The sequence below is a fragment of the Candidatus Protochlamydia naegleriophila genome, assembly GCF_001499655.1.
Classification (GTDB): domain Bacteria; phylum Chlamydiota; class Chlamydiia; order Chlamydiales; family Parachlamydiaceae; genus Protochlamydia; species Protochlamydia naegleriophila.
The window spans coordinates 1,172,428-1,197,621 of the sequence record NZ_LN879502.1 but is presented as its reverse complement, the minus strand read 5'-3'; the positions used below and the strand labels follow the sequence as shown (position 1 = coordinate 1,197,621).

Annotated in this window: 17 protein-coding genes and 2 tRNA genes; 10 read left to right on the top strand and 9 right to left on the bottom strand. The window is 43.2% G+C overall.

The genetic code is table 11. From position 1 onward, the window contains the following. Positions 1-110: 110 nt before the first annotated feature. From PNK_RS04875 to PNK_RS04845, 7 genes are all read right to left on the bottom strand, one after another. Positions 111-2,507 carry a heavy metal translocating P-type ATPase gene (locus PNK_RS04875; RefSeq protein ID WP_197560230.1) on the bottom strand — a complete coding sequence of 799 codons (2,397 nt, stop codon included), beginning with the start codon at positions 2,505-2,507 and terminating at the stop codon, positions 111-113. Positions 2,508-2,697: 190 nt separating this feature from the next. After that, positions 2,698-4,257 (bottom strand): hypothetical protein, encoded by a 1,560-nt coding sequence (locus PNK_RS04870; protein ID WP_059060640.1) that lies wholly within the window; start codon positions 4,255-4,257, stop codon positions 2,698-2,700. 52 nt (positions 4,258-4,309) lie between these two features. Beyond that, positions 4,310-5,677 carry a hypothetical protein gene (locus PNK_RS04865; RefSeq protein ID WP_162264030.1) on the bottom strand — a complete coding sequence of 456 codons (1,368 nt, stop codon included), beginning with the start codon at positions 5,675-5,677 and terminating at the stop codon, positions 4,310-4,312. Between the two features lie 1,793 nt (positions 5,678-7,470). Continuing rightward, positions 7,471-7,543, bottom strand: a tRNA-Met gene (locus PNK_RS04860). Between the two features lie 13 nt (positions 7,544-7,556). Continuing rightward, positions 7,557-7,629 (bottom strand) — tRNA-Met (locus tag PNK_RS04855). A 130-nt stretch (positions 7,630-7,759) separates the two neighbouring features. Continuing rightward, entirely contained in the window at positions 7,760-9,058 is a 1,299-nt protein-coding gene (locus tag PNK_RS04850; protein ID WP_059060637.1) for a 3-deoxy-D-manno-octulosonic acid transferase, read from the bottom strand. Positions 9,059-9,079: 21 nt separating this feature from the next. Beyond that, on the bottom strand, positions 9,080-10,027 hold the full coding sequence (locus PNK_RS04845) for an MBL fold metallo-hydrolase (RefSeq protein WP_059060635.1): 948 nt from the start codon (positions 10,025-10,027) through the stop codon (positions 9,080-9,082). 436 nt (positions 10,028-10,463) lie between these two features. Here PNK_RS04845 and kdsB point away from each other — a divergent pair, with 436 nt between their 5' ends. Genes kdsB through ruvX form a run of 3 tightly spaced genes read left to right on the top strand, consistent with a single transcriptional unit; the run spans position 10,464 to position 13,316 of the window. Beyond that, positions 10,464-11,228 (top strand): 3-deoxy-manno-octulosonate cytidylyltransferase, encoded by a 765-nt coding sequence (gene kdsB, locus PNK_RS04840; RefSeq protein WP_059060633.1) that lies wholly within the window; start codon positions 10,464-10,466, stop codon positions 11,226-11,228. Then, positions 11,204-12,835: a CTP synthase gene (locus PNK_RS04835; RefSeq protein WP_032125451.1), complete on the top strand. Its 1,632-nt coding sequence runs from the start codon at positions 11,204-11,206 to the stop codon at positions 12,833-12,835. The genes kdsB and PNK_RS04835 overlap by 25 nt, the downstream gene beginning before the upstream one ends. Beyond that, on the top strand, positions 12,822-13,316 hold the full coding sequence (gene ruvX / locus PNK_RS04830) for a Holliday junction resolvase RuvX (protein WP_231909302.1): 495 nt from the start codon (positions 12,822-12,824) through the stop codon (positions 13,314-13,316). The genes PNK_RS04835 and ruvX overlap by 14 nt, the downstream gene beginning before the upstream one ends. A gap of 63 nt (positions 13,317-13,379) precedes the next feature. Here ruvX and PNK_RS04825 read toward each other — a convergent pair whose 3' ends face one another. Next, positions 13,380-15,665, bottom strand: coding sequence for an amino acid permease (locus PNK_RS04825; protein ID WP_059060632.1), 2,286 nt, complete (start codon positions 15,663-15,665; stop codon positions 13,380-13,382). Positions 15,666-16,462: 797 nt separating this feature from the next. On the opposite strand from PNK_RS04825, the gene zwf reads away from it, so the two are divergent. From zwf to PNK_RS04790, 7 genes are all read left to right on the top strand, one after another. Beyond that, positions 16,463-18,013 carry a glucose-6-phosphate dehydrogenase gene (zwf, locus tag PNK_RS04820; protein ID WP_079992944.1) on the top strand — a complete coding sequence of 517 codons (1,551 nt, stop codon included), beginning with the start codon at positions 16,463-16,465 and terminating at the stop codon, positions 18,011-18,013. Positions 18,014-18,032: 19 nt separating this feature from the next. Continuing rightward, positions 18,033-19,112: a glucose-6-phosphate dehydrogenase assembly protein OpcA gene (locus tag PNK_RS04815; protein WP_032125449.1), complete on the top strand. Its 1,080-nt coding sequence runs from the start codon at positions 18,033-18,035 to the stop codon at positions 19,110-19,112. A gap of 1 nt (position 19,113) precedes the next feature. Beyond that, a complete protein-coding gene (pgl, locus tag PNK_RS04810; protein ID WP_059060630.1) occupies positions 19,114-19,896 on the top strand; it encodes a 6-phosphogluconolactonase in 783 nt (260 codons plus the stop codon). 290 nt (positions 19,897-20,186) lie between these two features. Beyond that, positions 20,187-21,215 carry a tRNA (adenosine(37)-N6)-threonylcarbamoyltransferase complex transferase subunit TsaD gene (tsaD, locus tag PNK_RS04805; protein ID WP_032125447.1) on the top strand — a complete coding sequence of 343 codons (1,029 nt, stop codon included), beginning with the start codon at positions 20,187-20,189 and terminating at the stop codon, positions 21,213-21,215. A gap of 77 nt (positions 21,216-21,292) precedes the next feature. After that, positions 21,293-21,448, top strand: a complete 156-nt coding sequence (gene rpmG / locus PNK_RS04800) for a 50S ribosomal protein L33 (protein WP_032125446.1) — start codon at positions 21,293-21,295, stop codon at positions 21,446-21,448. Between the two features lie 27 nt (positions 21,449-21,475). Further along, a complete protein-coding gene (locus tag PNK_RS04795) occupies positions 21,476-23,620 on the top strand; it encodes an ABC transporter permease (protein ID WP_059060628.1) in 2,145 nt (714 codons plus the stop codon). Next, complete coding sequence (locus PNK_RS04790) at positions 23,621-24,322, top strand: ABC transporter ATP-binding protein (RefSeq protein ID WP_059060626.1); 702 nt, start codon at positions 23,621-23,623, stop codon at positions 24,320-24,322. A gap of 132 nt (positions 24,323-24,454) precedes the next feature. Here PNK_RS04790 and PNK_RS04785 read toward each other — a convergent pair whose 3' ends face one another. Next, positions 24,455-25,177 carry a hypothetical protein gene (locus tag PNK_RS04785; protein ID WP_059060625.1) on the bottom strand — a complete coding sequence of 241 codons (723 nt, stop codon included), beginning with the start codon at positions 25,175-25,177 and terminating at the stop codon, positions 24,455-24,457. Between the last annotated feature and the right edge of the window lie 17 nt (positions 25,178-25,194).

Here is a 25,194-nt window from a genome sequence, read left to right as displayed (position 1 = left end):
GAAAAAATAGTGTGAATGAATCATGACCGCTTTTCATTCACACTATTGAGAAAAAAATCTCAAGACCACGCCTCACTCCTCTTACTTCTTGAACGTCGCCTTCCTCGACCTCAAAGCTTCAATTTACGCAATCTTAAAGCATTAACAATGACCGAAAAAGAGCTCAAGCTCATGGCTAAAGCAGCAATCATCGGATCGAGCAGCAGACCCGTCAAAGGATAAAGCAGCCCTGCTGCGATGGGAACCCCCAATACGTTGTAAATGAAGGCAAAGAAAAGATTCTGGCGGATATTCCTCATCATTGCATGGCTTAAATGAATCGCACGCACAATGCCCATTAAATCCCCCTTGACCAGCGTCACCTCAGCACTCTCCATGGCAACATCAGTTCCGGTCCCCATTGCAATGCCCACATCGGCCATAGCTAAAGCAGGGGCATCATTAACACCGTCACCAGCCATAGCCACCAATCCCTCTTCGTCTTTAGCTTGTCGAATAAATTCTTGCTTATCCTGAGGAGCAACTCCAGCATGAACCTCATCTATCCCCAATTGTTTAGCAACGGCCTTAGCTGTGTATTCGTTATCACCAGACAGCATGACAATTTTTTTTCCTAACCGATGAAGCTCTTTAATGGCATCAGAAGCGGAATGCTTAATAGGATCACTGACAGCAATTAGTCCAGCAGCTTGTCCATTGATAGCCACAAAAAGAACCGTTTGAGCAGCTTTTTGAAGAGGCTCTCCCCTTTCTTGCAGAGAAGCCATTCTTGTAACTTTTTGTGCCTGCAAAAAAGAAAGCTTGCCAACCACTACTTCTCGTCCCTCGACCCTTCCGATGACTCCACCACCGGTCACTGAATTAAATTCTTGAACTTTAGGAAGAGTTAAATGCCGATCCTTGGCTTCTTGGATAAGCGCTTGTGCAAGTGGATGTTCGCTGCTTTGCTCTACGGCTGCAACTAGGCGGAGAAGGTCATTTTCTTTTTCATTTAAGCTTACAACTTGTGAAACCTTTGGTTTACCATCAGTCAATGTACCGGTTTTATCAACAACAACTGTTTTTACTTTCTCAAGCTTTTCTAGAGCCCCGGCATTTCTGATAAGCACTCCATTCTCTGCACCCTTCCCCATTCCAACCATAATCGACATGGGTGTGGCGAGGCCAAGAGCGCAAGGGCAAGCTATAATTAAGACGGCAACAGCATTGACCAAACCATATACAAAAGAGGGTTCTGGGCCAATTAAAGCCCATATGATAAAGGTTAAAATAGCGATCAGGACAACTGCTGGTACAAAATAGCTAGAGACTTTATCAGCCAAGCCTTGAATAGGGGCTCGACTGCGCTGAGCAGCGGCAACCATTTGTACAATGCGCGCCAATAGCGTTGCATTCCCAACCTTTTCAGCCCGCATTAAAAAGCTTCCTGTTTGATTAATGGCCCCTCCAGTTACCACATCACCGGTGCTCTTTTCAACGGGTATGGGCTCTCCTGTCATCATGGATTCATCAATAGTACTTTTTCCCTCGACAACTTTACCATCCACTGGAACCTTATCTCCAGGCTTCACACGCAGAATATCGCCAACTTTTACCCGGTCGATCCCAACCTCCACTTCTTCTCCATTGCGTATGAGCCTTGCAGACTTTGCTGCACGTCCAAGAAGGGCTTTAATAGCCTGGCTTGTCTTGCTGCGCGCTTTTAACTCAAGAACTTGGCCTAGCAGCACTAAAACCGTAATAATTGCCGCTGTTTCAAAATAGAGTGGAATAGTCCCTTGATGCTTAAATGTGTCTGGAAACAGGCCCGGGAAAAAATAGGCAACCAGACTGTAGAAGTAGGCTGTTCCGATGCCAATTGAAATTAAACTAAACATATTGAGGTGCCGGTTCACAAGCGACTGCCATCCTCTTTGAAATAAGGGCCAACCACACCAGAGAACGACAGGAGTACTCAAAATCACTTGTAAGAGATGAGACGTTGGAGAAGGGATTATATTCCTAAAAGCTGGAAACATTTCGCCCATTCCTAAAATGAAGACGGGTAAAGCCAGCAAAAGACCGATCCAAAAACGGCTTAGAAAGTTTTGATATTCGGAATCATCTGCTCTTACCTCAACATCTTTTGGCTCCAGCACCATTCCACAAATGGGACAATTGCCAGGATGATCCTGCTGAATTTCTGGATGCATGGGACATGTGTACGTGCTTTGACTTGATAGGACTGGGATCATAGGCTCCAATGCCATCCCACAAATGGGGCAATCGCCAGGCTTATTTGAGCTTATCTCTGGATCCATCGGACAAAAATAGGCCTGCCCAGCTTCAACCTTTTGGCTCTGATTCACTGAGGATGTGAGATAGCGAGCGGAATTGCCTTTAAATTTCTCCACACAATGTGCGCTGCAAAAAGCAAATGATTGTCCATTGTAATCAAATGTGTGAGGGGATGTTTCGGCATCTACCATCATTCCACAAACAGGATCGAGCTGTTTTTTTACCATCATTTCTCCTCAAAACATTATGAAAGATTGCCTGTAGGCAATGAATCTAAAATAATTTATTAGGAATTTTAGAGAGAATAAGAATCTGAAGGAAAGAGTCATTTATAGGCTCTATACAAAAGGAGGGCAAGAGTACTTTGCTGCACTCTCCTCTGCTATCCGGATGGTAGCAAGAGGAGATACAGCCTTTTTCTTAATAGGTCCAGTTATCAAAATCTTCAAAACGCAATCCGGAGCGTTCCAGATTGCTATGCGATTTCTTTACAGGTTGAACATATGGCACCCCTACAGGTTCAACAGGCGCAGCCACAGGCTTGACAGGCGACACCGCTACTGGTTCGACAGGCAATGCTGTTGCTGACACAACATTAGAGGAAACAAAGATCTCTTCTAAAGCTGAGACCTCATCGTCACTGTCAAAGTCTGTAGTGAAATTAGAGCCTGTCTCTGTCCCCATATAATGCGTTGTAGAATCAATCGATGTCCCAAGCTTCAATATCTGGTCATCCTCATCCTCATCCGAACTGTAATGGAATTCATCCTCTCTCGGCGTTGTTTGATTCGAAGAGGAGACTAGAGAATTAGCTTCCCGCGGTGTCGTTCCACGAGGTGTAGCTTGCTGTGAAGCCACCTGCGGATTCACTGGTTCATTAATATCTAACGTTTCATGCATAGAAGAGAAAAGGCATGCGATTCCTGAATCACTATCATTTTCCACTGCAGCCTGGGTCTCCTCTCTTATTATACTGGGAGATTGGTGGGAGGCTTTTGGCGTAGTAGGCGGGCTTATATGGAAGTTATCTTCTTTAGGTTGCGTAGATAAAGGAGGCGCTTCTACTGATTGTTCTGCCGTGATTGAATGCTCTGCTTTTGGTGAAAGCTTCTGTGGAATTTGCTCTCTTGGTGTGATTTCTTTAGATAAAGCTGGGGTTGGATGAATGACTTCGCTCACCGGTAAAGAAGAAGTCCCTTCTTCGACTGATTCCTGAGTCTTTACCTCAAGTGTCGAAGTTGCATCTTTCGGGTGAGGCGTAGCCTCTCTCCCTCCTGTTAATGGACGGCGAGATTGAGCCTTGGAAGATTTTATTTCAGCCTCTACCTCGTTAATTCCCTCAAAGTTTAAAAGAGGAATGTCCGGTTTAATCCGTACAGTCTTCTCTCCATTTCCACTAGTACTCAGCCTGCGCGGCATCTCCCGCGGTGTTGGTTGCATGCGGGGTGTCGATCGCGAATAAGATGTAGGCGAATCCCCTGTAGTCATATAGACAGTATCAGCATTCACGTTAGTTCTAGAAACTGGATTTTCAACAGGTGGAAGAAGTTGTTGTTTAGGGCGCCCCTTGAATTCCTGCCATAAAATCGAGCTCACGACACTAACCGTTGTGATGACAGCTAAAATGTAAGAATCGAACTTTAGTTGCAGGGCTCTATTTAATGCCACGTTAAGCCCCGTTGTTAAACCACCTGTGACTAGCACTTGAATCGCACGACTCGCTAGGTTTTTTTTAAAAGAATCTCTACCTGCTTGATGAGGTAAAAGAATATCTATTCGAGAAACGATTTTTTCTGATATCACCCACATTGCCAAATTACTTGCTGCCAAAATACCTGTTTGTCTCAGATTATAACGGATAAATGTTTGGGCTGGTTGAATCAGGGTGACAATTCTGTTGAACCACGCTTTTCCAACCGAGCCGGTTGTTGTAATAGTGTAACGTAATTGATCTCTAATCCCACTTAAATAAATACTCATGATTACCTCATCGATTATATTAAAAAAATCGCTTTTTTAATTGGTTCACAGGCTAAAAATAGCCGAACCAAGTTTTTTTTCCAGGTTGCTCTGGGGCCTTCGAATCCCGTTCTAGTTTGAAAATCTTGTCCCAGATAGTTTGAATCTCTATATGTGGATCTTTGATTGCTTTAAAACTATTTTTCTCCTCGTTAATTAATTGCGTGATCTCTTTTTGCAAAGCTTGTAAATTGCCCCCCGCTGTTGTTGCCTCTTCTACCACTTTCGAGAACTGTTCTTGATCTTGTGCATCTTTAGGTAATTTTAAGGTTGATCTAGCCCAGAGGCGTTCTTTAAGTTCAACAATTTTGCACAACAGATTTAAATGCATTTCCCAGTCTTGTTTAAATGTATAGCCAACTTCCATTTCACTTAATGCTTTGCTTGAACTCTCTGTAGAATCTAAAGTTAAACCGGCAAATAGGTTTCTCACTTCTTTTACCCTATGAATAATCCGTTCAGCCACAAGCTTTTTTTCTGTAGATTTCGATTCATTGGCAGCAGCCAAAACCTGACTTGAATCGAGTTCTTTTTCGATACATCTAAATGTTTCGAAATACTTGGCTTTGATTCGCTCTTTGTAGGCTACTACCAGAAAATCTTTGGTAATAAATTTATTATCTAACGCATACCTTAAACAGGTTAACTCCTCTTTCATCTTCACTAAAGTGGCAAGCTTGTCGATCAAGGGCTCAAACTCTGTCCGGCTAGGTTGCTCAGTTCCTTTAGATGTAGAGGCTAGTTTAGAGTTAGTTTCTATCAAATCTTCCAACCTGTACAACTCATCCAGCCTGTATTTGATACCAAACTGGTAGTAAGGTCCCATTGAAAATAAAACAAGGTTGTAGCTAGGCTTGCCTTCCCACATGATTGTTAACTGACTGGCTAGCGAAGTTAAATGTTCAATACTTACATTCGTGAGTTCCTCGATAAATCTGACAACTCCATTGCTCTTATCAAAATCAATTCTATTCTTGTCGATACTCAAAAGAGTCCTCTCCAACCCTCCCAAACTTGACAAGTCAATTTCAGGATTTTCTTCGCCCTGAGCCTTTTTTTGAAGCTTATCCTTCTCACTCATTGCTTTTAAAATGACACTTGGAGTCGATTGTCCCAGCTCATCAGATATCGTTCGCATGGTTTTTAAAAATGCTTCATACTTCTGCTGAAAATTGGCTGTCCTCGCTGCGCGTTGCTGAATTTGCTCAACTGTATAGATTTTAGGACCCGATTTAAGGGTCCAAACGCGGTTATCTATTGGCGACGGAGGTGTCTGTGTAGGCGTGATTATAACATGTGCTGTATGCATTACCCCTGTTGGCTCTACAGGGGTAATTACTGTATTGTTTGAATCGTACCCATCTACCAAATCTGTTTGCACATGTAGGGGTTGGGTTAGTAGTGGTTGCATGCTATTACTCCCTTATTTGCTTCTTACGTTTTTCTTTTTTTGAGTAATCGTATAAGCTTTGGTTTGTTCATTAATTTAATTATCATCCACCTAGTAGTATTTGCAGATGATTTTTGGCATACGCCAACTTGATTGATTAACAATTAATAAAAGAATTGACGCCTGTTTTACATTCGTCAATTCTTTTAGAAGCAACTATCTATTCAATTTCTACATGTTGCTTTTAATCATTTCATCGAATGTTAGAAAAAAAATGCATTACTATCGTGTCTTTTGAATGTTTTAGAATTACCTAAAATAGGAAATAGATCCGAAGACCTCTTACAAAATAAATTAACATTATGTTCATTCATTTTTTAGACTCTTTCCTTCTTCAGGTCTCTCTTGAATTGGTCCGATCTTCAGCTCATGCACGTTCAATGCCCTCATAGCTGATATGTGTAAAGAAATTTTTTCACATAAAAATGAGATATTGTCAAATAAATTATAGCAAAACAAATTTGAAAATCCCATCTAGTGCGTTATATAAAACACTTCAGGAATAAGTGTAAACAAGAAAAAGGAATATTAAGCTATAAGCATTTATAGCCATATATGGAATGGAATTGCTAATTTACAGGCATTTAGCGGCCATGTCGTACTTTCTTAGCGATTTATAAGCCTCAAAGAACGCTCTCAAGAGAAATGGATTACACATCATAGCCTTGCAAATAGCTTGTCAGTGCCATCTTTTACATCTTTATCTTCTTACAATAACACTCGAAAATTTCCGCCTGAAATGCATCATTAGCCTTTAAGCTATAATGAAAGAGCGCACGGTGAAATGCTATTGATTCTCATCTATATCTTCCTGATTCTCATAACATCCTGAAATCACTTCAATTCTTTCTCCAAGCCTGACGCTAATACCTGGACCTTTGGGTGGTAAATAGATCTAGTAGTAGCTACGGTATCATAGTACCCATTAGCATTGTGAAAAGTTTTTTAGAGCTGACATTACCGCTAGAAACTAGCCGATGGCATACTCATTCTCAAACTTGCATTGAGTCTTAAGTAAGTTTAACAAGGCTCAAGGTAGGCTTTAAGATCAGCTCACCTTTCATCCCCTAACGACATGTATGCTTGCAAGATGATGAAGCATTTAATTGATTTGTTTGCGGCCGCTTGGTCGACCCATTTTAAAGCCCATAAACAAAGGAAAACGCAAAAGATGAAATGGAGCTCGTAAGAACGGCAATCATTATCTGAGACACGTCAAAGAAAAGGAAACCCCTTAGAGCTACAACCTAAAGCTAGAGCCAGAATTTTAGGACTCTCCATAGAGTTTTGAAAGTTCTTTTATTACATCTAAATGTCTATTTTTGCTATGCCAGATCAACTAAAAGAGGAAATGGTTAAAAAATACCATTGAAAAAATGTTGTAATGCAAGGGCAATCACTTGGCGAGGAAATGGGAGTCTGTATGGGCTTTGGAACTGATGCACAAACCTTTTTTGATGGACAGTGCCGGAAATGCCTCAGAAGGAATAATATTTATCTGATAGCTATCCGCCAGTCCATGACGATGGAAAATAACGCCTGCTGTTTATCATTTTTGAGGTAGGGATGTTGCAGAGAAACTCGCTCAAACCAACCAAAAAGAATCCATAATGTCTTTCAACATTCGAACAATTATTGCAGAAGCGTCTTATCAGGGAACTATATAAAGAGATGAAGGGATCAGTATAGAAAAGACAAGTAAATGAAGGAGGATATAAACGATGTAGCGGCAGCCGGACTTGAACCGACGACACACGGATTATGATTCCGTTGCTCTACCAACTGAGCTATACCGCCAAACAAGAGAAAATAGCGGGGGAAGGATTCGAACCTCCGGCCTTTGGGTTATGAGCCCAACGAGCTAACCCCTGCTCCACCCCGCGTCACAAGCAAACTGGGTTAAGTTTGCTGAAGAAACATTGACTATAGCAAAGCGTATAATTTATGACAACCCCTTTTGTTTTATTTTTTCAAAATAGTTTCATTTTTACTCCCACAAGTACCTGGGAAGAACTATTTAATTTTGCACAAAATTGGTTCGATTGCATTTAACGTGCGCTTAGTTGATCCTTTTAAGTTTTGAATCAGTCTCAGACCATTGTGCCCAATTTCATGGCGAAGAGAATCACTCATCAGCCACTCTTCTAAAGTTTTTCCAAGCTGCTCCTGAGTGACTTGCATGCCTGCCTGAGCCTGCTGGATAAGATCCACCAATTCGAGCTGCGAATACATAGAAGGACCGAACAAGACGGGCTTGCCATACCAGCACGGCTCTAAAATATTGTGCCCTCCAACTTTTGTTGTAAAACTTCCAGCCACTAAAGCGATGTCAGACAGTTGATAGCACATGCGCAGCATCCCCATTGCATCGATTAAAATGATTTGTTCTTTTCCAGTTCTTCGATTGATATCGGTGAAACTAATCCATTCTAGCGGCTCATTTTCAAGGAGCGTCGCAACCTCTTTGAATCGCTCTGGATGGCGAGGAACGAGGATCACCTTGAGCTGTGGAAATCGATTCCAAATGTCTTTAGCCAGATCAAGAATGAGTTGTTCCTCAGGATAATGAGAGGAGCCTACTGTTAAAACGACTTGGTTTGGACTGATTCCCAGTTTTTCTCTCCACTCTCTAACCTCTGCATCTGAAAGTCTTGGATATTCATCATCTAATTTAAGATTGCCTGTCACCTTTAACTTTTCCGTTGCTGCGCCAACTTGTAAAAATCTCTTTCTATACAATTCATTTTGAACGCATAGAATATCGAATAAATTGAAGAGCATACGAGAAAAAAAAGGGATTTTGCAAAAACGAGCTTCAGACTCGCTCGACATTTTTCCATTTACCAAAGCAAGAGAAGCGCCTTGCTTTTTAGCACAGCGCAAAAAGTTAAACCAAAAGTCTGATTCACAAAGGATAACCAATTGCGGGGAAGCCTTACGGATAATTCTTCGCACAAGCCAATAAAAGTCAAAAGGGAGAAAGACGTGGAAATCGGCGAAAGGCAGGCTTCTTTTCGCCTCAGCCTGCCCAGTTTCTGTAACAGAGGAGACGACAAGGCGAGAGGTTGGATAACTCAATTTCAACTCGCGCGCCAAAGACACTATAGCCTTAGTTTCGCCAACCGAAACGGCATGAATCCAAATTAATGGCTGTTCATTCTTCTCGATATTAGGATAATTAAACCCTAAGCGCAGCAACAAGCTTTGATGGTACTTTTTGTGCACAAAAAAATAGTAGAGCATCCTTGGTATGGCAATAAGGGCAAGGATCCATAAACAAATTTCATAAACAATGATCAGTAAACGATTCACAGATTAACTCATGGCTCTAGGTTAATTAACTTTTTTTGATTCGCCCGGTTTTAAGGTCCAAAATTGATCAATCGGCAATTGATGGGCATGCATGGCTATATGCAAGCTTTTCACCGGCTCGTCAATCCCCTCATCAGCTAAAGGAAAAGTTCCAAAATGAATGGCTAAACTTTGCTTGGCATTTAAGTCGAGGTGGGCTTGAACAGCTTCTTGTGGAGAGAGGTGGATAGATTGCATTAACCAGCGCGGTTTATAAGCTCCAATAGGCAAGCAAGCAAGCGTTGGATTTCCACATCTCGTTGCAATTTCCTTGAAATGCTTTCCATATCCGCTATCGCCCGCAAAATAAATGACCTGATCGATTCCTTTAAGAACAAATCCTCCCCAAAGGGTGCGATTGCGGTCCCCCAAACTCCTTGAGGAAAAGTGCTGTGCAGGTACGAAAATGAGAGTTTCATGCTCAGAAAAGGCTATTTCTTCCCACCAATCGAGTTCCCTAACCTGGGCAAGCCCCTCCCTTTCCAAAAAACTTTTATTTCCCATGGGGACGTAAAAAAGAGGTTTATGGTGCTTTTCCAAAAGCCGAAGAGTGGGCAAGTCCATATGGTCATAGTGATTATGGCTAACCAACACGATATCGATCGGAGGGAGATCCTCAAACTTAACTCCTGGTGCCGCCACGCGTTTAGGCCCTAACCAGTTAAAGGGCCCCGCTCTTTCAGACCAGATGGGATCCGTTAAAATATTCCACTTTCCCATCTGAATCAATAGGGTTGAATGTGTAATAAATGTCACAACAATGCCATTCGACTCTAGGCGAGCTTTTTCCACCTGACATTGCTGTACAGGAACAGATGTTGGCCATTTGGTGCGCTTTCTTGTCAGCATCCAATAAAATACTTGCCAAAGCGGACGTAAGATCACATCTTGGTTAAAATAATATTTCCCGTCGAAATGTTCGGATGGCATGAAAGTCTCTTAGGTCTTATGGAAAATAGGCACAATAGAATCACTGCTTCTCCTATTCTCCATGAATTTTTTATACTGTGCAAACTGTGCTGCATGCTAATTTTTTCGAACAAAGCCTTGCAGACAACATGCTCTCTTCACAAGAGACTAGAATAACTATCCCCGTATTATTAAGCAACTTAGAGGGATTTCCCTTCAAAATTCATTTTTTAGGCAAAAGGTGCGACGGATAGTGTATTTTTAAACAGCTCTAATGTTAGAGTAAAAAAAGCCCCCAATAAAATCTAACCGAGTCTCTTAAGATCTCTAGAGTTAGTTTTGGCTCTCATCCAGAAATTAAACAATTAATTTTAACCCTTGATGATTTCCTTGTTATTTAATAAGTGTTAAGCTACCATTGTCCCGTTATTGATTTATTTTTAAGATAAAGTGGAAGATGACCGAAGAAATTATTGGGATTATTCCCGCTCGTTATGGCAGTACGCGCTTTCCAGGAAAACCCCTCTTTCCCATTCTCGGTAAAACCCTCCTCCAAAGAACTTATGAAAATGCCAAGCGTGCGGCTTCTTTAAGTGAAGTCATTGTCGCAACGGATGATCAACGCATTTTCGACCATGTGAAGTCGTTTAATGGCCAAGTCGTTATGACATCGCCCGACTGTCCAACCGGAACAGATCGTTTAGCAGAAGTTCTTCGCCTCCATCCTGAATGGATGCAAGCCGCTGTCATTGTCAATATACAAGGGGATGAACCCTGTTTAGAGCCTCAAGCCATCAATTTGGCCGCAGATGCTTTACTAAACGATTCTAATGGCCACATGTCGACTGTTGTGACCCCACTATTATCAGAAGAGGATGCGTTCAATCCATCCATCGTCAAGTGCGTCATGGATCAAAAAGGAAATGCCCTCTATTTTAGCCGCACCTTGATTCCCTCCAATAAAAGGCAGTGCTTTGAACCACAAACGTCCTATTTCCGTCATTTGGGGTTGTATGCCTACCGTCCAGCTTTCATATTGGAGTATCAACAATTATCTCCCACGCCTCTGCAACTAGAGGAAGACTTAGAACAATTAAAAGTATTGGAACACGGATATCGCATTAAAGTGGCTGTAGTCGACCATGTCAGTATTGGCGTTGACACTCCCGAAGATATCCATAAAATTGAGCAATGGTTATGCAAACAAAATACATTTTTATAACAGGTGGCGTTTGTTCCTCTTTGGGCAAAGGTCTCACCTCTGCTGCGATTGGATTATTGCTTGAGAAGAAAGGCTTAAAAGTAGCCATGCTTAAGCTCGATCCTTACCTAAACGTTGATCCGGGCACAATGAGTCCTTTCCAACACGGAGAAGTCTATGTGACTGATGACGGAGCCGAAACTGACTTGGATTTAGGTCACTATTACCGCTACACCAACTCCAGCCTATCGCGTGCTTCTAATGCAACTTCAGGGCAGATCTACAACACCGTTATTCGTCGTGAACGCCATGGTGATTACTTGGGAAAAACAGTCCAAGTCATTCCTCACATCACAGATGAGATTAAGCAGAGAATCATCAATTGCGGCAAACAGCAAGAAAAAACAGATGTTGTTTTGGTTGAAATAGGCGGCACAGCAGGTGACATCGAATCACTGCCTTTCTTAGAGGCTATTCGCCAATTTACTTATGATCATCGCTCTGACTGCCTCAATATCCACTTAACCTATGTTCCCTACTTGCAGGCCGCCGGCGAAGTAAAAACAAAACCTTCCCAGCACTCTGTACAGGTTTTAAGGGGCATTGGCATTTTCCCTGACATCCTCGTTTGCCGCTGTGAAGTGAATCTGTCTGATGAAGTTAAAGAAAAAATCAGCCTATTCTGCAACGTCAACAAAAAAGCGGTTATCGAAGAAATCGACGTCAAGCACAGCATTTATGAAGTTCCTTTAGACTTGCACAAACAAGGCATTGACACTCTTATTTGCGAACTCCTCCACCTCCCAAACCCTCCCGTCGATTTAACCGAGTGGGAAACAATCATTGAAACGATTAAGAATCCAAAAGGTTCTATCACGGTTGGAATCGTTGGAAAATACGTCCAACACCAAGATGCTTATAAATCAGTATTTGAATCTTTGGTTCATGGTGCATTGGCAGCCGGTTACAAGCTGCATATCAAGCGCTTTGAAGCAGATAAGCTTCCGACAGAACCTGCCCAATTAGCAAAAGCCATTGAGGGATGCGACGGCTATCTCGTTCCTGGCGGATTTGGAGAAAGAGGATGGCTCGGTAAAATTCACACAGCTAAGCACTGCCGCGAAAAGAAGATTCCTTATTTTGGAATTTGCCTCGGCATGCAAGTTATGGCGGTTGAATTTGCAAGGCATGCTGTTGGACTGGAAGACGCAAACTCGACCGAATTCGATCCTGACACCAAACACCCGGTCATTTCTTTGCTAAGCGAACAAAGGGGTGTTCAAGATCTTGGCGGTACTATGCGCCTGGGAGCCTACATTTGCGACTTGAAGCCGCACTCAAAGGCCCATAAAGCTTATAAACAGCCTCAAATCAGCGAAAGGCATCGCCATCGCTATGAGTTCAATAATAACTATAAAGAAGCAATGGAAAAAGCCGGTTTTATCATCGCAGGAACGCTCAAAGGGGAAGCCCTTTGTGAAATTGCAGAAATTAGCGATCATCCTTGGATGGTTGGAGTTCAATTCCACCCAGAATTTAAGTCCAAACCTACAGATCCACATCCACTCTTCCGTGATTTCATTCAAGCCATGATTACTCACAACAAGAGTCTGCATGCAAATGAATAAGCCAAAGCCAAGTCGAATTCTTGGCATTGATTTTGGCATGAGCCGCTTAGGCTTGGCATTGTCTGATGAGAGAAAGATTATTGCCATGCCTACGGCTACTTTGCAAGCCGAAAAACGCTCTGAGCAAACGGTTCTCAAATTATTGGAGACCATTTCCAAGCTATGTGAAACGCACAGGTGCGACATAGAAGAGATTGTGATCGGCCTCCCCCTCATGATGAGCGGCCGCACTGGTTTTTTAGCTGATGAAGTCAAGCACTTTGCTCAGTTATTGACCCAATCCACTTCAGTCCCCATTCGCCTATGGGACGAGCGCTTGACAACCGTGCAAGCCGAGCGTTCCTTGCGCGAAAGTAGTCTGACGCGTAAAAAACGATCCAAAGTCGTCGATACGGTTAGTGCTGCCATCATTTTGCAAAGCTATTTAGATAGCAGGCCCAATCCAGAGCTTTTTAGCAACGCCCCCATCTCTTCTGTTTAATGTAACTAGAAAAAAGTTCTAGATGCTGGTGAATCTTCATTCACCAGCTTTGAAATGCACCTCCTAGAGCTCTCCATCGATCGGATCCAATTGCAAGACCTCTTGCAAATTGGTCTGTTCGGCGCTCATGACTAAGGCAACAGGCGGAAACTCAGCACTCTTCTGAGGAAGACTCTGGAAATAAGTTGCATACTCTTCCAACAACTCCCCTTCGAATGGCGGACGCATCCCCAAAAAGACCATCGCTGCATCCATAGAAAATGATTTCATGATACCAAACCGCTCTTGCTCTGGATTGGGCGAAACCAAAATACTGGTTTCAATCTTTAAACGATTGCGTTTAATCAATTCTTGAAACTCTTGCAAACGCTGCACTCGTACACTTTCATCAGAAACGACGCTTACCAGGCAAATACGGGTGCGCCTCCAAGCGGGATTCTTGCGAAGCATGTAAGCGAAAACTGTCATTAATTCGCAGTTGCGCTGTGAATGATCATCCCACCATATGTGAATATCACCTTTGATTGGGGAGCGGCTAGTTGGATGCTGGGAAGACTTTTGCTCCTCATTCACAATAACCACATTGCGTCCACGCCTATGCGCCAAGCGAATAACCTCTAGATAATTGATTAGATTTTCCTCTTGGGATGTTCCTCCGCATACAATGGTATTTGGCGTCAATGGGCCAATGCCATAATGGGCAATCATTTGCTTCATGCCAGATGTTACTGTTTTGGCTTGATTTAGCGTGACCAATGCTTCAATCTTGTGATGCTTAAGAAGAGTCTTAATCGTGTGATCCAACTCTGCAATTTGCTCATGATTAGCCTGTTCCGGAGCAAAGAAAGAGGCCATTGTCAAAAACCCTTTTGTCTGCGTAATAGCGGTCGAAAAGCTCAGAATGTGGTCCGATACTGAAGAAGGTTTGCCTGTAAAGACCAAGAAGTGTGGCCTCCATGAGCGTGATGAGGGCACAGCGCATGCCAGGCGGTAAATGGCAAAGCGAGAGAAAAACGCTAAAATTCCGTAGCGAATATCGTCCCACTTAGAATGAATTCTTTGCCTTTTCAGTGCCATGTAAATTGCTAAGACCATACCTAAAGCTAAAATCGCAGCCCCGGAATTGATCATCAGCATAGCGATGACGCACAGCACAGTTCCTGTCAAAGAAATGATCCAGGGTAAAGGAAAAGTTGGACGCCAGCTGGGATTAGCCATTAAATCTTCCAATCCAGTTGCCAAGTTCAACATGGCATAGCAAATGAGGCAAATCATCGTTAGCAGCGGAGCAATTACGTTAATACTGCCAAAGCAGACGCCAATTAAAGCTAAAGCTACGGTTAAAGCTGTTGCAATGCGAGGCTCACGATAGGTTCCATATTCTTTTGCGAATACTTTTGGCACAATACCATCTTCAGCTAAGGCCTGCAATGTACGTGGCGCTCCTAGGAGTCCGCCAATCGCGCTCGACAAAGTCGCTCCCCAAATCCCTAAAATAATCAGTGATTCAAACTTGGCAACGTGCTGAATAACTAGCGGATCTGAAACCAGCCGCTCTAATGACACCGACTGGAACAGAAAAATTGAAATAGCCATATAAACAAAATAGGCCGTTAAAACAGCAGTAATGGTTCCAAGCGGCAAAGAACGGCTTGGATTCTTCAAATCACCCGATAAAGAGGCGCTAGACTCAATTCCCGTCAACGCAGGGAAAAACATTGCAAAGATACCCCAAAAAGAAGGAGATGAGTCGCTGACAGGAGTATAAGAGTAGTTTTCAAGCATCTCTGAGCCACCTGCAAAGAGGGAGTAAAGAGAAGCGATGATGATGACAAAGATGGCCATCTGAATTTTCAATGCAAAATTTGTTGAAACATAGGCCAAAAGGGTTAATACAGCAAGCGTCGCAACTCCAATCGCCGGAAGAGAAAATTGGGGATAGAGAGAATGAAATGATTCGGCAAAACCAACCGTACAAAAGGAAATGCTAATACTTTGCTTCAAAAAAAGAGGAAGTCCGATTGCGCTACCCACCTCAATGCCAAGCGCGCGGGAAATCATGTAATAGGCACCTCCTTTCCCTACTTTAATATTAGTAGCTGCGGCAGACATCGATAAAATGGTGATTAAAGTAATGACGCTTGCCAACGTGATGATTGTCAACGTAGAGTAAAGACCTGCGCTCCCGACAATCCATCCTAAACGAAGAAAAATAATCACGCCAAACATCATCAAGATACTGGGGACATAAATACCGAAAAATGTTCCAAATTTTGTTTTTTGCTCAATAGAAGCCTCTTCTACCATGGATGGTTGAAAGGCTTTAATTTGATCGACTGTAAAACTCATAAGCCGCTTCCTATTTCAGTTAAATCGTTAAATAGGAGGGATAGGAGAGAATAATCATCCAAAACTTTAAGGCCACATCACAATGAAAGCCGCCAGTTTGTAAAAAAAACTATAAATTGGTTGTATGACTTAAGCCCATACACACATTTTCAAGCTTTTTAATGGTGTGATTCTGCCTACCCACCTAAAATAGTGGGGCTCGCAAACAGGGATATCCCTGCTAAAGCGACAACACATTTAAAATTGTATTTTACTGCAATCCAAATCCAGTTCACTAAATGAAGCTATCTAACCCGAGCGGACCAGCTAGTTGATTTTAATCATTTGAGTGTATTGAATTCGGCACTGGCAAAAAACCCACTTAAATTGGGCATAAACGTGTCGGGAAAGAAAGAGGTGTCTTCTGCAGACTCTCGCTCTAGCGTTTAAATCTTCTAGAGCTTCTTCCCCATTGATTTCTTCAACCTTTTTAAGGCTGAAGCGTGTTCGTTTGCATTGCAGCTTTGAAAACTTACCTAAAGTTAAGATAAGTTCTGAAAAATTCCTATTCGGTCCATTAAACTATAACTTGTGTTTAAATGCAAGAATCTAGCAATCTTGTCAACTTTTTATTTCAATATTCTGCATCACATCGCTCTTAAACCTGGCTGCAGAAAAAATCAGACTTTCGGCAGTCAAGCATGCAAAGACCAACTTTAGATGCCGAAGTAAACTTCCTATCTTGAGTATAAATTCACATAGATTCAGAAATGATAATTCGCTATGCTGCATTTAAATTATTAGATGGTTTACGTACTATGATGTCTTCTCACTCTTTTGCTAATCCCCTTACAGAAACAAATCGATCGGCAAAAATCGCAGAATCATGCATTTTAGTCATCTTTGGTGCGACTGGCGACTTGACAGCTCGTAAACTCGTTCCAGCCCTTTACAATTTAGCTCGTGAAGGTCAATTGCCTGCCCATTTTGCCTGCGTAGGGTTCGCCAGAAGGCCTAAGAATCATGATCAATTTCGAGAAGAAATGCTTCAGGCTGTTAATCAATTTTCCCGTTCAAAACCAGTTGACCAGGAACTTTGGAAAACTTTTCGCGAGCAGCTTTATTACCATCAATCTGAATTTGATAATGACGAAGGATATGAAAGTTTAAACCGCTTTTTACAAAAACTCGATTCACAAATGGGAACAAAAGGGAATCGAGTTTTCTATTTATCCATTCAGCCAAGCTACTTCACAACGGTTGTTGAAAAACTCAGTCAACATCACTTAACCTATCCGGTCGATACTGTTAAGGATAAGTGGAGCCGGGTGATCATTGAAAAGCCTTTTGGAGAAGATCTCGACTCTGCAAGGCAGCTGCAGCAGGACCTCATGCAGCACTTAAATGAAAACCAAATCTACCGCATCGATCATTACCTTGGCAAAGAAACGGTACAGAACCTTCTCGTCTTCCGCTTTGGCAATCCCATCTTTGAATCGGTTTGGAATAATCATCACATTGACAATATTCAAATTACAGTGGGGGAAGAAATTGGCATCGGCACAAGAGGACGCTTTTGGGAAGAAGCAGGCATGCTACGAGATATTGTGCAAAATCACATGATGCAACTTCTTTCCATGGTCGCCATGGAGCCCCCTACCAATCTGTCGGCTAATGCAATTCGCGATGAAAAAGTGAAAGTGATCGAATCCATCCGCCCCATACCACTAGACACAATGGATCAACAGGTGATTCGCGGGCAATATGGGCCAGGTTTTATCAATGGCGAGCCGGTCAAGGGGTATCGGGAAGAAGACAATGTCAATCCTGAGTCTTTTGTCGAAACCTATGTAGCCATGCAATTATCGATCGATAACTGGCGCTGGGCTGGCGTTCCGTTTTATTTAAGAGCTGGCAAGCGTCTGCCTAAAAGGGCTACAGAAATTGCCATTACATTTAAAAAAGCTCCGGGCTATTTGTTTGAGGGAACGACTTCCTCGATCGACTCTAACGTATTAGTCATCCGCATTCAACCGGATGAAGGAATTTCACTAAGAATCAACTGCAAAGTGCCAGCTCTTAACACTGTGATACAGCCAGTAAAAATGGATTTCCGGTACGGCTCTTACTTTGGTGCTGCACCTCCAGAAGCTTACGAAAGATTGATTTGCGACTGCATGGCCGGTGATAATACCTTATTTGCAAGGGATGATGAGGTCATCATGTCTTGGAAATTGCTTACACCTGTTTTAGAGCATTGGCAAGAAACAACGCCTAAAGATTTTCCTAATTATGCTGCCGGCACTTGGGGACCAGAGGCCGCAGAAGAGATGTTAAAGCGTCAAGGACGGCATTGGAGACTCATTTAACCCAATTTCGGTGATTGATATGGATACTAAAGAAAATGTTGCATCTACTAACATTCAAGCAGAATTAAATCGCCTTTGGGATACACAGCCAGGTTCATCGAAAGCCAAAGCGTGCTTATTCAATCTGATTATTTATACTCAAGAAACGTGCCGCTCCGATTATTTCAAAGACATGGTCCGGATGATCATTGAGCAGTTTCCGTGCAGGATTATTTTCATTCAGGGCGACCGCTCAACGCACGACTCCTACTTGCGCGTCCACGTTTCAGCGGAAACTGGAAAAGACAAGCGAGGGATGGCTTGCGATCAAATCCTAATAGAAGCTGCTGGAAAAGATTTATCTCGGGTTCCTTACTTAATTTTGCCCTTATTTATTCCGGGACTGCCCATTTATCTACTTTGGGGAGAAGATCCAACGACCGAAAATACTGTTCTCCCGCATCTGCAAAAATTTGCCACACGGCTCATATTCGATTCAGAATGCACAGAGGACCTGCAACACTTCAGCCAGATCATGCAACAAAAACTCAATTCGTCATCGATTCAAGTGGTCGACATGAACTGGGCCCGCATTGGGGGTTGGCGCGAAATTTTAGCTCAAACGTTCGACAGCAAAGAGCGGCTGGCGCAGCTTGCCTCCGTTCAATATGTCAAAATTATTTACAATGATCTGCATTCCCCTTTCTTTCGGCATCCCGATACACAAGCGATCTACTTGCAAGCGTGGCTAGCATCGAGGCTTGGCTGGAAATTTATCAAGAGTGAAAAAAAAGAGAATACCCTCGTTCTCAACTATCAAGGGCAACAAGATCCTATACAGATTGATCTAGTAGCCGACACAAGAACTGACCTACTCCCAGAAGACATCATAGCGGCCGAAGTATCCAATCAAAAAAACTACATCTGCAATCTCATGCGCCAAGGGAATAACCAAGTCGTCGTGCATGCATCGAATCAATATCAATGCGAGCTCCCCTTTACCCTATGGCTTCCAACGATTCGATCAGGACGAAGCTTTATGCAAGAAATCTTTTATCAAAAGGTAAGCGATCACTACTCAGAGATGCTGAACCTGATTAGCAAGACAAAATGGAGTTAGTATGGCAGGACTTCAATGGAAAGCCGCAATTAAATCGCTGGATGAAAGACGGGATATTATCATTCCGGGCAATATGGAAAAGACTATTCACTTTTGCGTTCAACAGTTTTTAGAAACTGGGCGTGAGGCAATCGAAGAAAGGGGTCTTTTTACCCTTGCTTTGTCAGGTGGACAAACGCCAAATGCCATCTTCAAAGAACTTAGTAATCCATCTTATCAAAAAGCGCTTGATTGGACAAAAGTTCTTTGTTTTTGGAGCGATGAACGCAGCGTCCCGCCAACTGATCCTGAAAGTAATTATGCCATGGCCATGAAATCAGGACTGGCAAAGCTGCCCCTGCCCCAAGAAAATATTTTCCGGATGGTAGCAGAGAACGACATTGAAGAAAACGCTCTCGCATACGAAGAACTGATTCGCGAGAAAGTTCCATCGGTAAGCTTCGACTTGTTAATGCTAGGCATGGGCGAAGATGGACATACAGCCTCGCTTTTTCCACGCACACACGGACTTCACACTAAAGATCGCTTAGTAATCGCCAATTATATTCCGCAAAAACATACGTGGCGCATGTCTTTAACCTATGAATGCATTCATGCTGCCAAGGTTATTTCCATCTACGCCATGGGAAAAAATAAAAGCGAAATGGTTGCGCAAGCCTTAACTTCTGCCTATGATCCTGATAACATCCCCATTCAACGCGTCGGAACGCCACACCACAAGGCGCTTTGGATTTTGGACAATGAGGCCAGTGAAAAGCTTTTGCACGTTTTAGGTTTGTCTTAAAACCAGCCTTCTTTTTGGCTAGGGTGCGCAACCAGCCTCTAGGTTGAGATTGAGTGCGCCTAACTAAGCCGTTTTAGAACTTTTTTCGACTCTGGACTTAAAGTAGTTTATTCAACATAGCCGCTTGGTTTAAGTTTTAAGAAATGAGAAATCGCGCATAAAGGCAAAGGGTGAGAAGAAGAAAGGCTGAAAAGGAAATGTCTTTATAACTCAATTTTTGGTAAACTTTTCATCACCCTTAGAGGATGGTTCGCAACTATGCACTCCTCTCATATTGATGGAAGGATCTTATGCTCGTTTTAGGAATTGAAAGCACGTGTGATGAAACGGCCTGCGCGATTGTGCGTGATGGCCAAGATATTTTGGCAAATGTTGTTGCATCGCAAATCGACCTGCACGACGAGTACGGCGGCGTCGTTCCAGAACTTGCCTGCAGGCGCCACATCGATCTCATGATTCCTGTAATCGAGCAGGCTCGCGAACAAGCAAAAATCTCGTTAGATGACATCGACTTAATTGCCGTCGCCCACGGCCCTGGGTTAATCGGCGCTTTGCTGATCGGGCTCAACACCGCCAAGGCTTTATCGTTTGCACTGCAAAAACCCTTTATCGGAGTTAACCACGTTGAAGCGCATCTCTATGCAGCTTTAATGTCTAATCCCCAAACCGTCGAATTCCCCTGTCTTGGCGTCGTCCTATCGGGAGGGCATACGGCTCTCGTCTTAATCAACCAAATCGGCGAATACGAACTCATCGGGCAAACGGTTGATGATGCGGTCGGCGAGGCCTTTGATAAAGTTGCCAAGATGCTAGATTTGCCTTATCCGGGCGGTCCGCAGATCGAACAACTGGCCCGTTTGGGCAATCCTCAGCGGCATTCATTCAAGGCTGGCCAGGTTAAAGGGCATCCCCTAGACTTTTCCTTCAGCGGACTCAAAACTGCCGTGCTATATACCATTAGAGGACCCAAAGGACAAGGAAGCGACATCGTTTTAACAGACGCGGACAAAACCGATATCGCCGCTTCCTTCCAGCAAGCGGCCTTAGAAGACATCGTCAAAAAAACGCTCTCGGCCGCCAATCGGCACGGAATTAAAACGCTTTTATTTGGCGGAGGAGTTACCAATAACCAACACTTACGTCACCTCTTTCAAGTAGCCGCCCCCTCCTTTAATTATTGCTGGCCATCTGCTGGACTCAGTCTGGACAATGCCGCCATGATTGCTGGTTTGGGGTATCACCGCTATCGTTTGCAAGGAAAAGGAGATGAAATGGAACTCGAGCCACTCGTCCGGATTCCTTTTCATTCAAAACCTTGACAATAACCATTGAATTTAAATCATTTGTTAGGGTAAGATAATGGGTTTTAAGAAAACCCTTTGGACGGAGCTTAACAATGGCTAGTAAACGTGAAAAAATCAAAATGAAAAGTTCTAAAAGTCACTTTCATTATTACACGACAAAAAACAAAACATCAACACCTGGGCGTTTGGCATTAACAAAATACGATCCAGTTATCCGTGAAAGAGTTGAATTCAAAGAAACAAAATAACTTTTTCATCCCTACTGCGTGTTGGATATGTTTGAGCTTTCTGTCGCCTGCAAATACCTAATTCCTCGCCGGCGACAGCTCTCTGTTTCCATCATCAGCCTTATTTCCGTGCTGGTGATTACACTCGTTGTTTGGTTAATCGTCGTTTTTTTTTCTGTCACTGACGGATTAGAAAAAAACTGGATTCACAAATTAACGGCTCTTACAGCTCCTGTACGCATTACCCCTACCGACGCCTATTACAATTCTTATTACTATCAGGTTGACAGCCTAAGCGAAAACTCTGGCTACAGCCATAAGACTATTCGCGAAAAAAAAGAATTCGCTTTAGACGATCCTTACAATCCAGATTATGATGAAGAGATTCCTTCTCACTGGCCTACACCCGATCGCCAGCCTGATGGATCGCTGAAAAACCTTGTCCATCTAGCCTACGCCTCTATCGACGAACTTCAAGGTATTTCAGGCCTAAAGGCACAAGACTTTGAGCTGACTGCAGGGCACATTCGCATCCGTCTTTTAAGAGACATGGCTGTCATGCATGCCCACAATCTCTACGGAGGAACGACTCAATCTTATCTTGCCTACCCCTCTTATCTGGGTAATTTCGAATCAGACAATCCCAATCTCGGTCAAACACTCCTGCCGCTGGAAGCCAAAGATCTCAATAACTACCTACAACTGATCGCCATAGCCGAAAGCACAAAAGAAGACCAGGCAGATGAAAAAGTGCTTTTCAATGCAGACACTGTACAAAAGCGCTTGAAAGCTTTTTTTGATCAGGTCACTGTCAACCAATTGCAAGCCCGCTCCTTTGGCTGGACCATTCCGCGCTCACTACTCCCCACTACCGGAAAATGGGAAGGTTGTGCCGTCCTGAAAGAGCAGACTGTTTTGCGCGTTGTCATTCCAAGCAACTCCTCTAGCTGCTCAGACATAAAAAAAGCACTCGAGGAGCAAGGGTTGAGTGTTTTAAAAGGACAATTGAATCTCGATCAAGGCGTTCTGACTTTTACTCAGCCTGATCAAGCGATTCACTCCCTATCGAAGCGCATACCCATCACATTTGCCGCCGGAACTCCATTTTCGGCGCATCTAGTCACTGATTCTCTGGAACAGGCAAAAAAACTTGATGACATTAAATTCGAAGTAGAACTTCCTCTTCAAGGCGACATTCTCAAGGGAGTTGTTCCCTTTCGAGGCCTAGAAATTGCTTCAGCCCAATTCAGCTTTTCCTACCCCGACAATGCTTCGACGACTCCTTTTTGGATCCACCAAAACCTTCCCTCACTCCGCTATACCCTTCCCAAAGATTCAGATGTCGGCGAAGGAATCGTTTTACCAAAGAGTTTTAGAGAAGCGGGCGTCTTAGCCGGTGATCGCGGTCATTTAAGTTATTTTGCTGCAACAGCAAGCCTCCTGCAAGAGCAGCATTTACCCGTCTATGTAGCAGGGTTTTATGATCCAGGCATTATTCCAATTGGCGGTAAATTCATTTTAGCCAGCCCTGAAGCAACATCTATTATCAGAGCTTCACACCAGCAAGATGACAAAGCGGCTTTAACTAATGGAATCAATATCCGCTTCGATCGTTTAGAACAGGCTGAGGAGGTAAAAACTCAACTCCTTAAAGCTTTTCAAGCAAAAGGAATTAGCCGCTACTGGGATGTACAGACCTATCGAGAATATGAATTTACAAAGGAAATCCTTCAGGAGCTGCAAAGCCAGAAGAATATTTTCATGCTCATCGCAGTTGTAATTATCATTGTGGCATGCTCCAACATCATTTCCATGCTGATCATTCTCGTAAACGACAAGAAGGTTGAAATAGGCATCCTTCGTTCGATGGGAGCCTCTTCCAAAAGCATCGCTCTGATTTTTGGACTAGCAGGAGCGGCCATTGGCGTCTTTGGAAGCGTTCTTGGCATTTTAGCTGCCGTTTTGACTTTGAAGCACTTGGGAACATTAATAGCTTTCCTCAGCCGTCTACAAGGCTATGACATGTTTAACACTGCTTTTTATGGGCAAATTTTGCCTCATGAATTAAGCTACGAAGCCTTATTATTCGTTTTTGGAGCAACTTGCGCCATTTCTTTATTGGCTGGTATTGTCCCTGCAGTCAAAGCCTGCTTACTCCGCCCCTCACAAATACTGAGATCCTCAGGAGGTTAGATGCACGAATCTGCTCAAACTCACCCCATTCTGGAAGCTCAAGATATCCAAAAGACCTTCCACCACCCAGTGTCAGTCAAAATCTTGCAAAGTATCAATCTGAAGGTCTCAGCCGGGGAATCAGTGGCCATCATTGGGCGATCAGGCGAAGGCAAAAGCACCTTATTGCAGATTTTGGGTACCCTTGAACAGCCTTGTCACGGTTCTTTAAAAATTAATAATCAGGAAGTTGGTTCATCTAATCGCACACACTTTCGCAACCAATTCATCGGATTTATTTTTCAGTCTTTCCATCTGCTCGAAGATTACACGGCATTGGAAAACGTAGTCATGCCTGCACGCATTGCGCGCCAAGACATTTCAAAAGGCAGCGCTGGTGAGCAAAGAGGAATGGAGCTGTTAGCAAAGGTTGGATTAGCCGAACGCGCTCACTTCAACACCAAGCTCTTATCCGGAGGCGAAAAGCAACGCGTCGCACTAGCAAGAGCCATGTGCAATGACCCCAAAATTATTTTTGCAGACGAGCCTTCGGGAAATTTAGATCGGCAAACAGCCACCCTCATCCATGACATTTTGCTAGGTTTTGTAGCCGATCAGCAAAAAGCACTCATCCTCGTTACACATGATAAAGAGCTTGCTAAACTTTGCTCGACGCAGTATGAGCTCATCAATGGACGCCTATACCTCTCGAGCGCAAGCTAGATTCAGCTTCGCATATATTCTATGAAATAGATTATTGAACATGTACCGCATTAGCAAGTCCTAAACCATGCTGACTTGCTTGTCCTTTGAGTCTCAGGCAAGGCTCGGAAGAGCGGACTGATCTAGCATGAATTAAAGCGGGGGAAGAATCCTTTTCAACCACTCTGCTCTTTGAGAGGGCGTCGAAGCAGCTCCCTCATCGATCTCTGCAGCTAAATGATTGCAAAAATTCATATACTTATACATCATTGGAATCAAGAAAATATTCTTGGCAATGCTTTGCACAAGAATAAAAAGAGGAATCGATGTGTGCAAGGGAAGAGTAAAACCCATTCTATGAGTCAAACCGTGGGCCAAAGAAAAGCTCGTATTGTCTAAAATTGTCGATTTAAATACGTTCCAAAGCCTGAAACGGCTCATCTCAACAAAAGAAGCATCCTGTACATTTTCAGCCGTTATTTCGCGATAAGGCCTAATGTTAAAAACATAGGAAAAGCAGTCATCGATTTTTGTTAACACATAATCTTTAACGACAATGACTTTCCAGCACGTCAGGCGTAGTTGATCGCTAACAGCCATTTCTCTATCATCTTGCCGCTCTAAATAGTCAAAATAATGCCTTGCACCCAGGAAATTTCCACCCTCTAACTCTACGCGCTGGAAAAGCTGCTTCACTTGGTAAGCGACCACAAACCAAACGGCATAATTAATCGGGTTGATACCAGACTGAGGATAGACAGCTCGTCCAATCAGTCCATAAGCACCTCCGAAAACTGCGGCTAAACCAAACGATCCCACAGATGTAAATAGATGGCTTGGAGCTGGAATAAATCGATCTAATGATACTTGAAACATACTCAAATTCGGTTTCT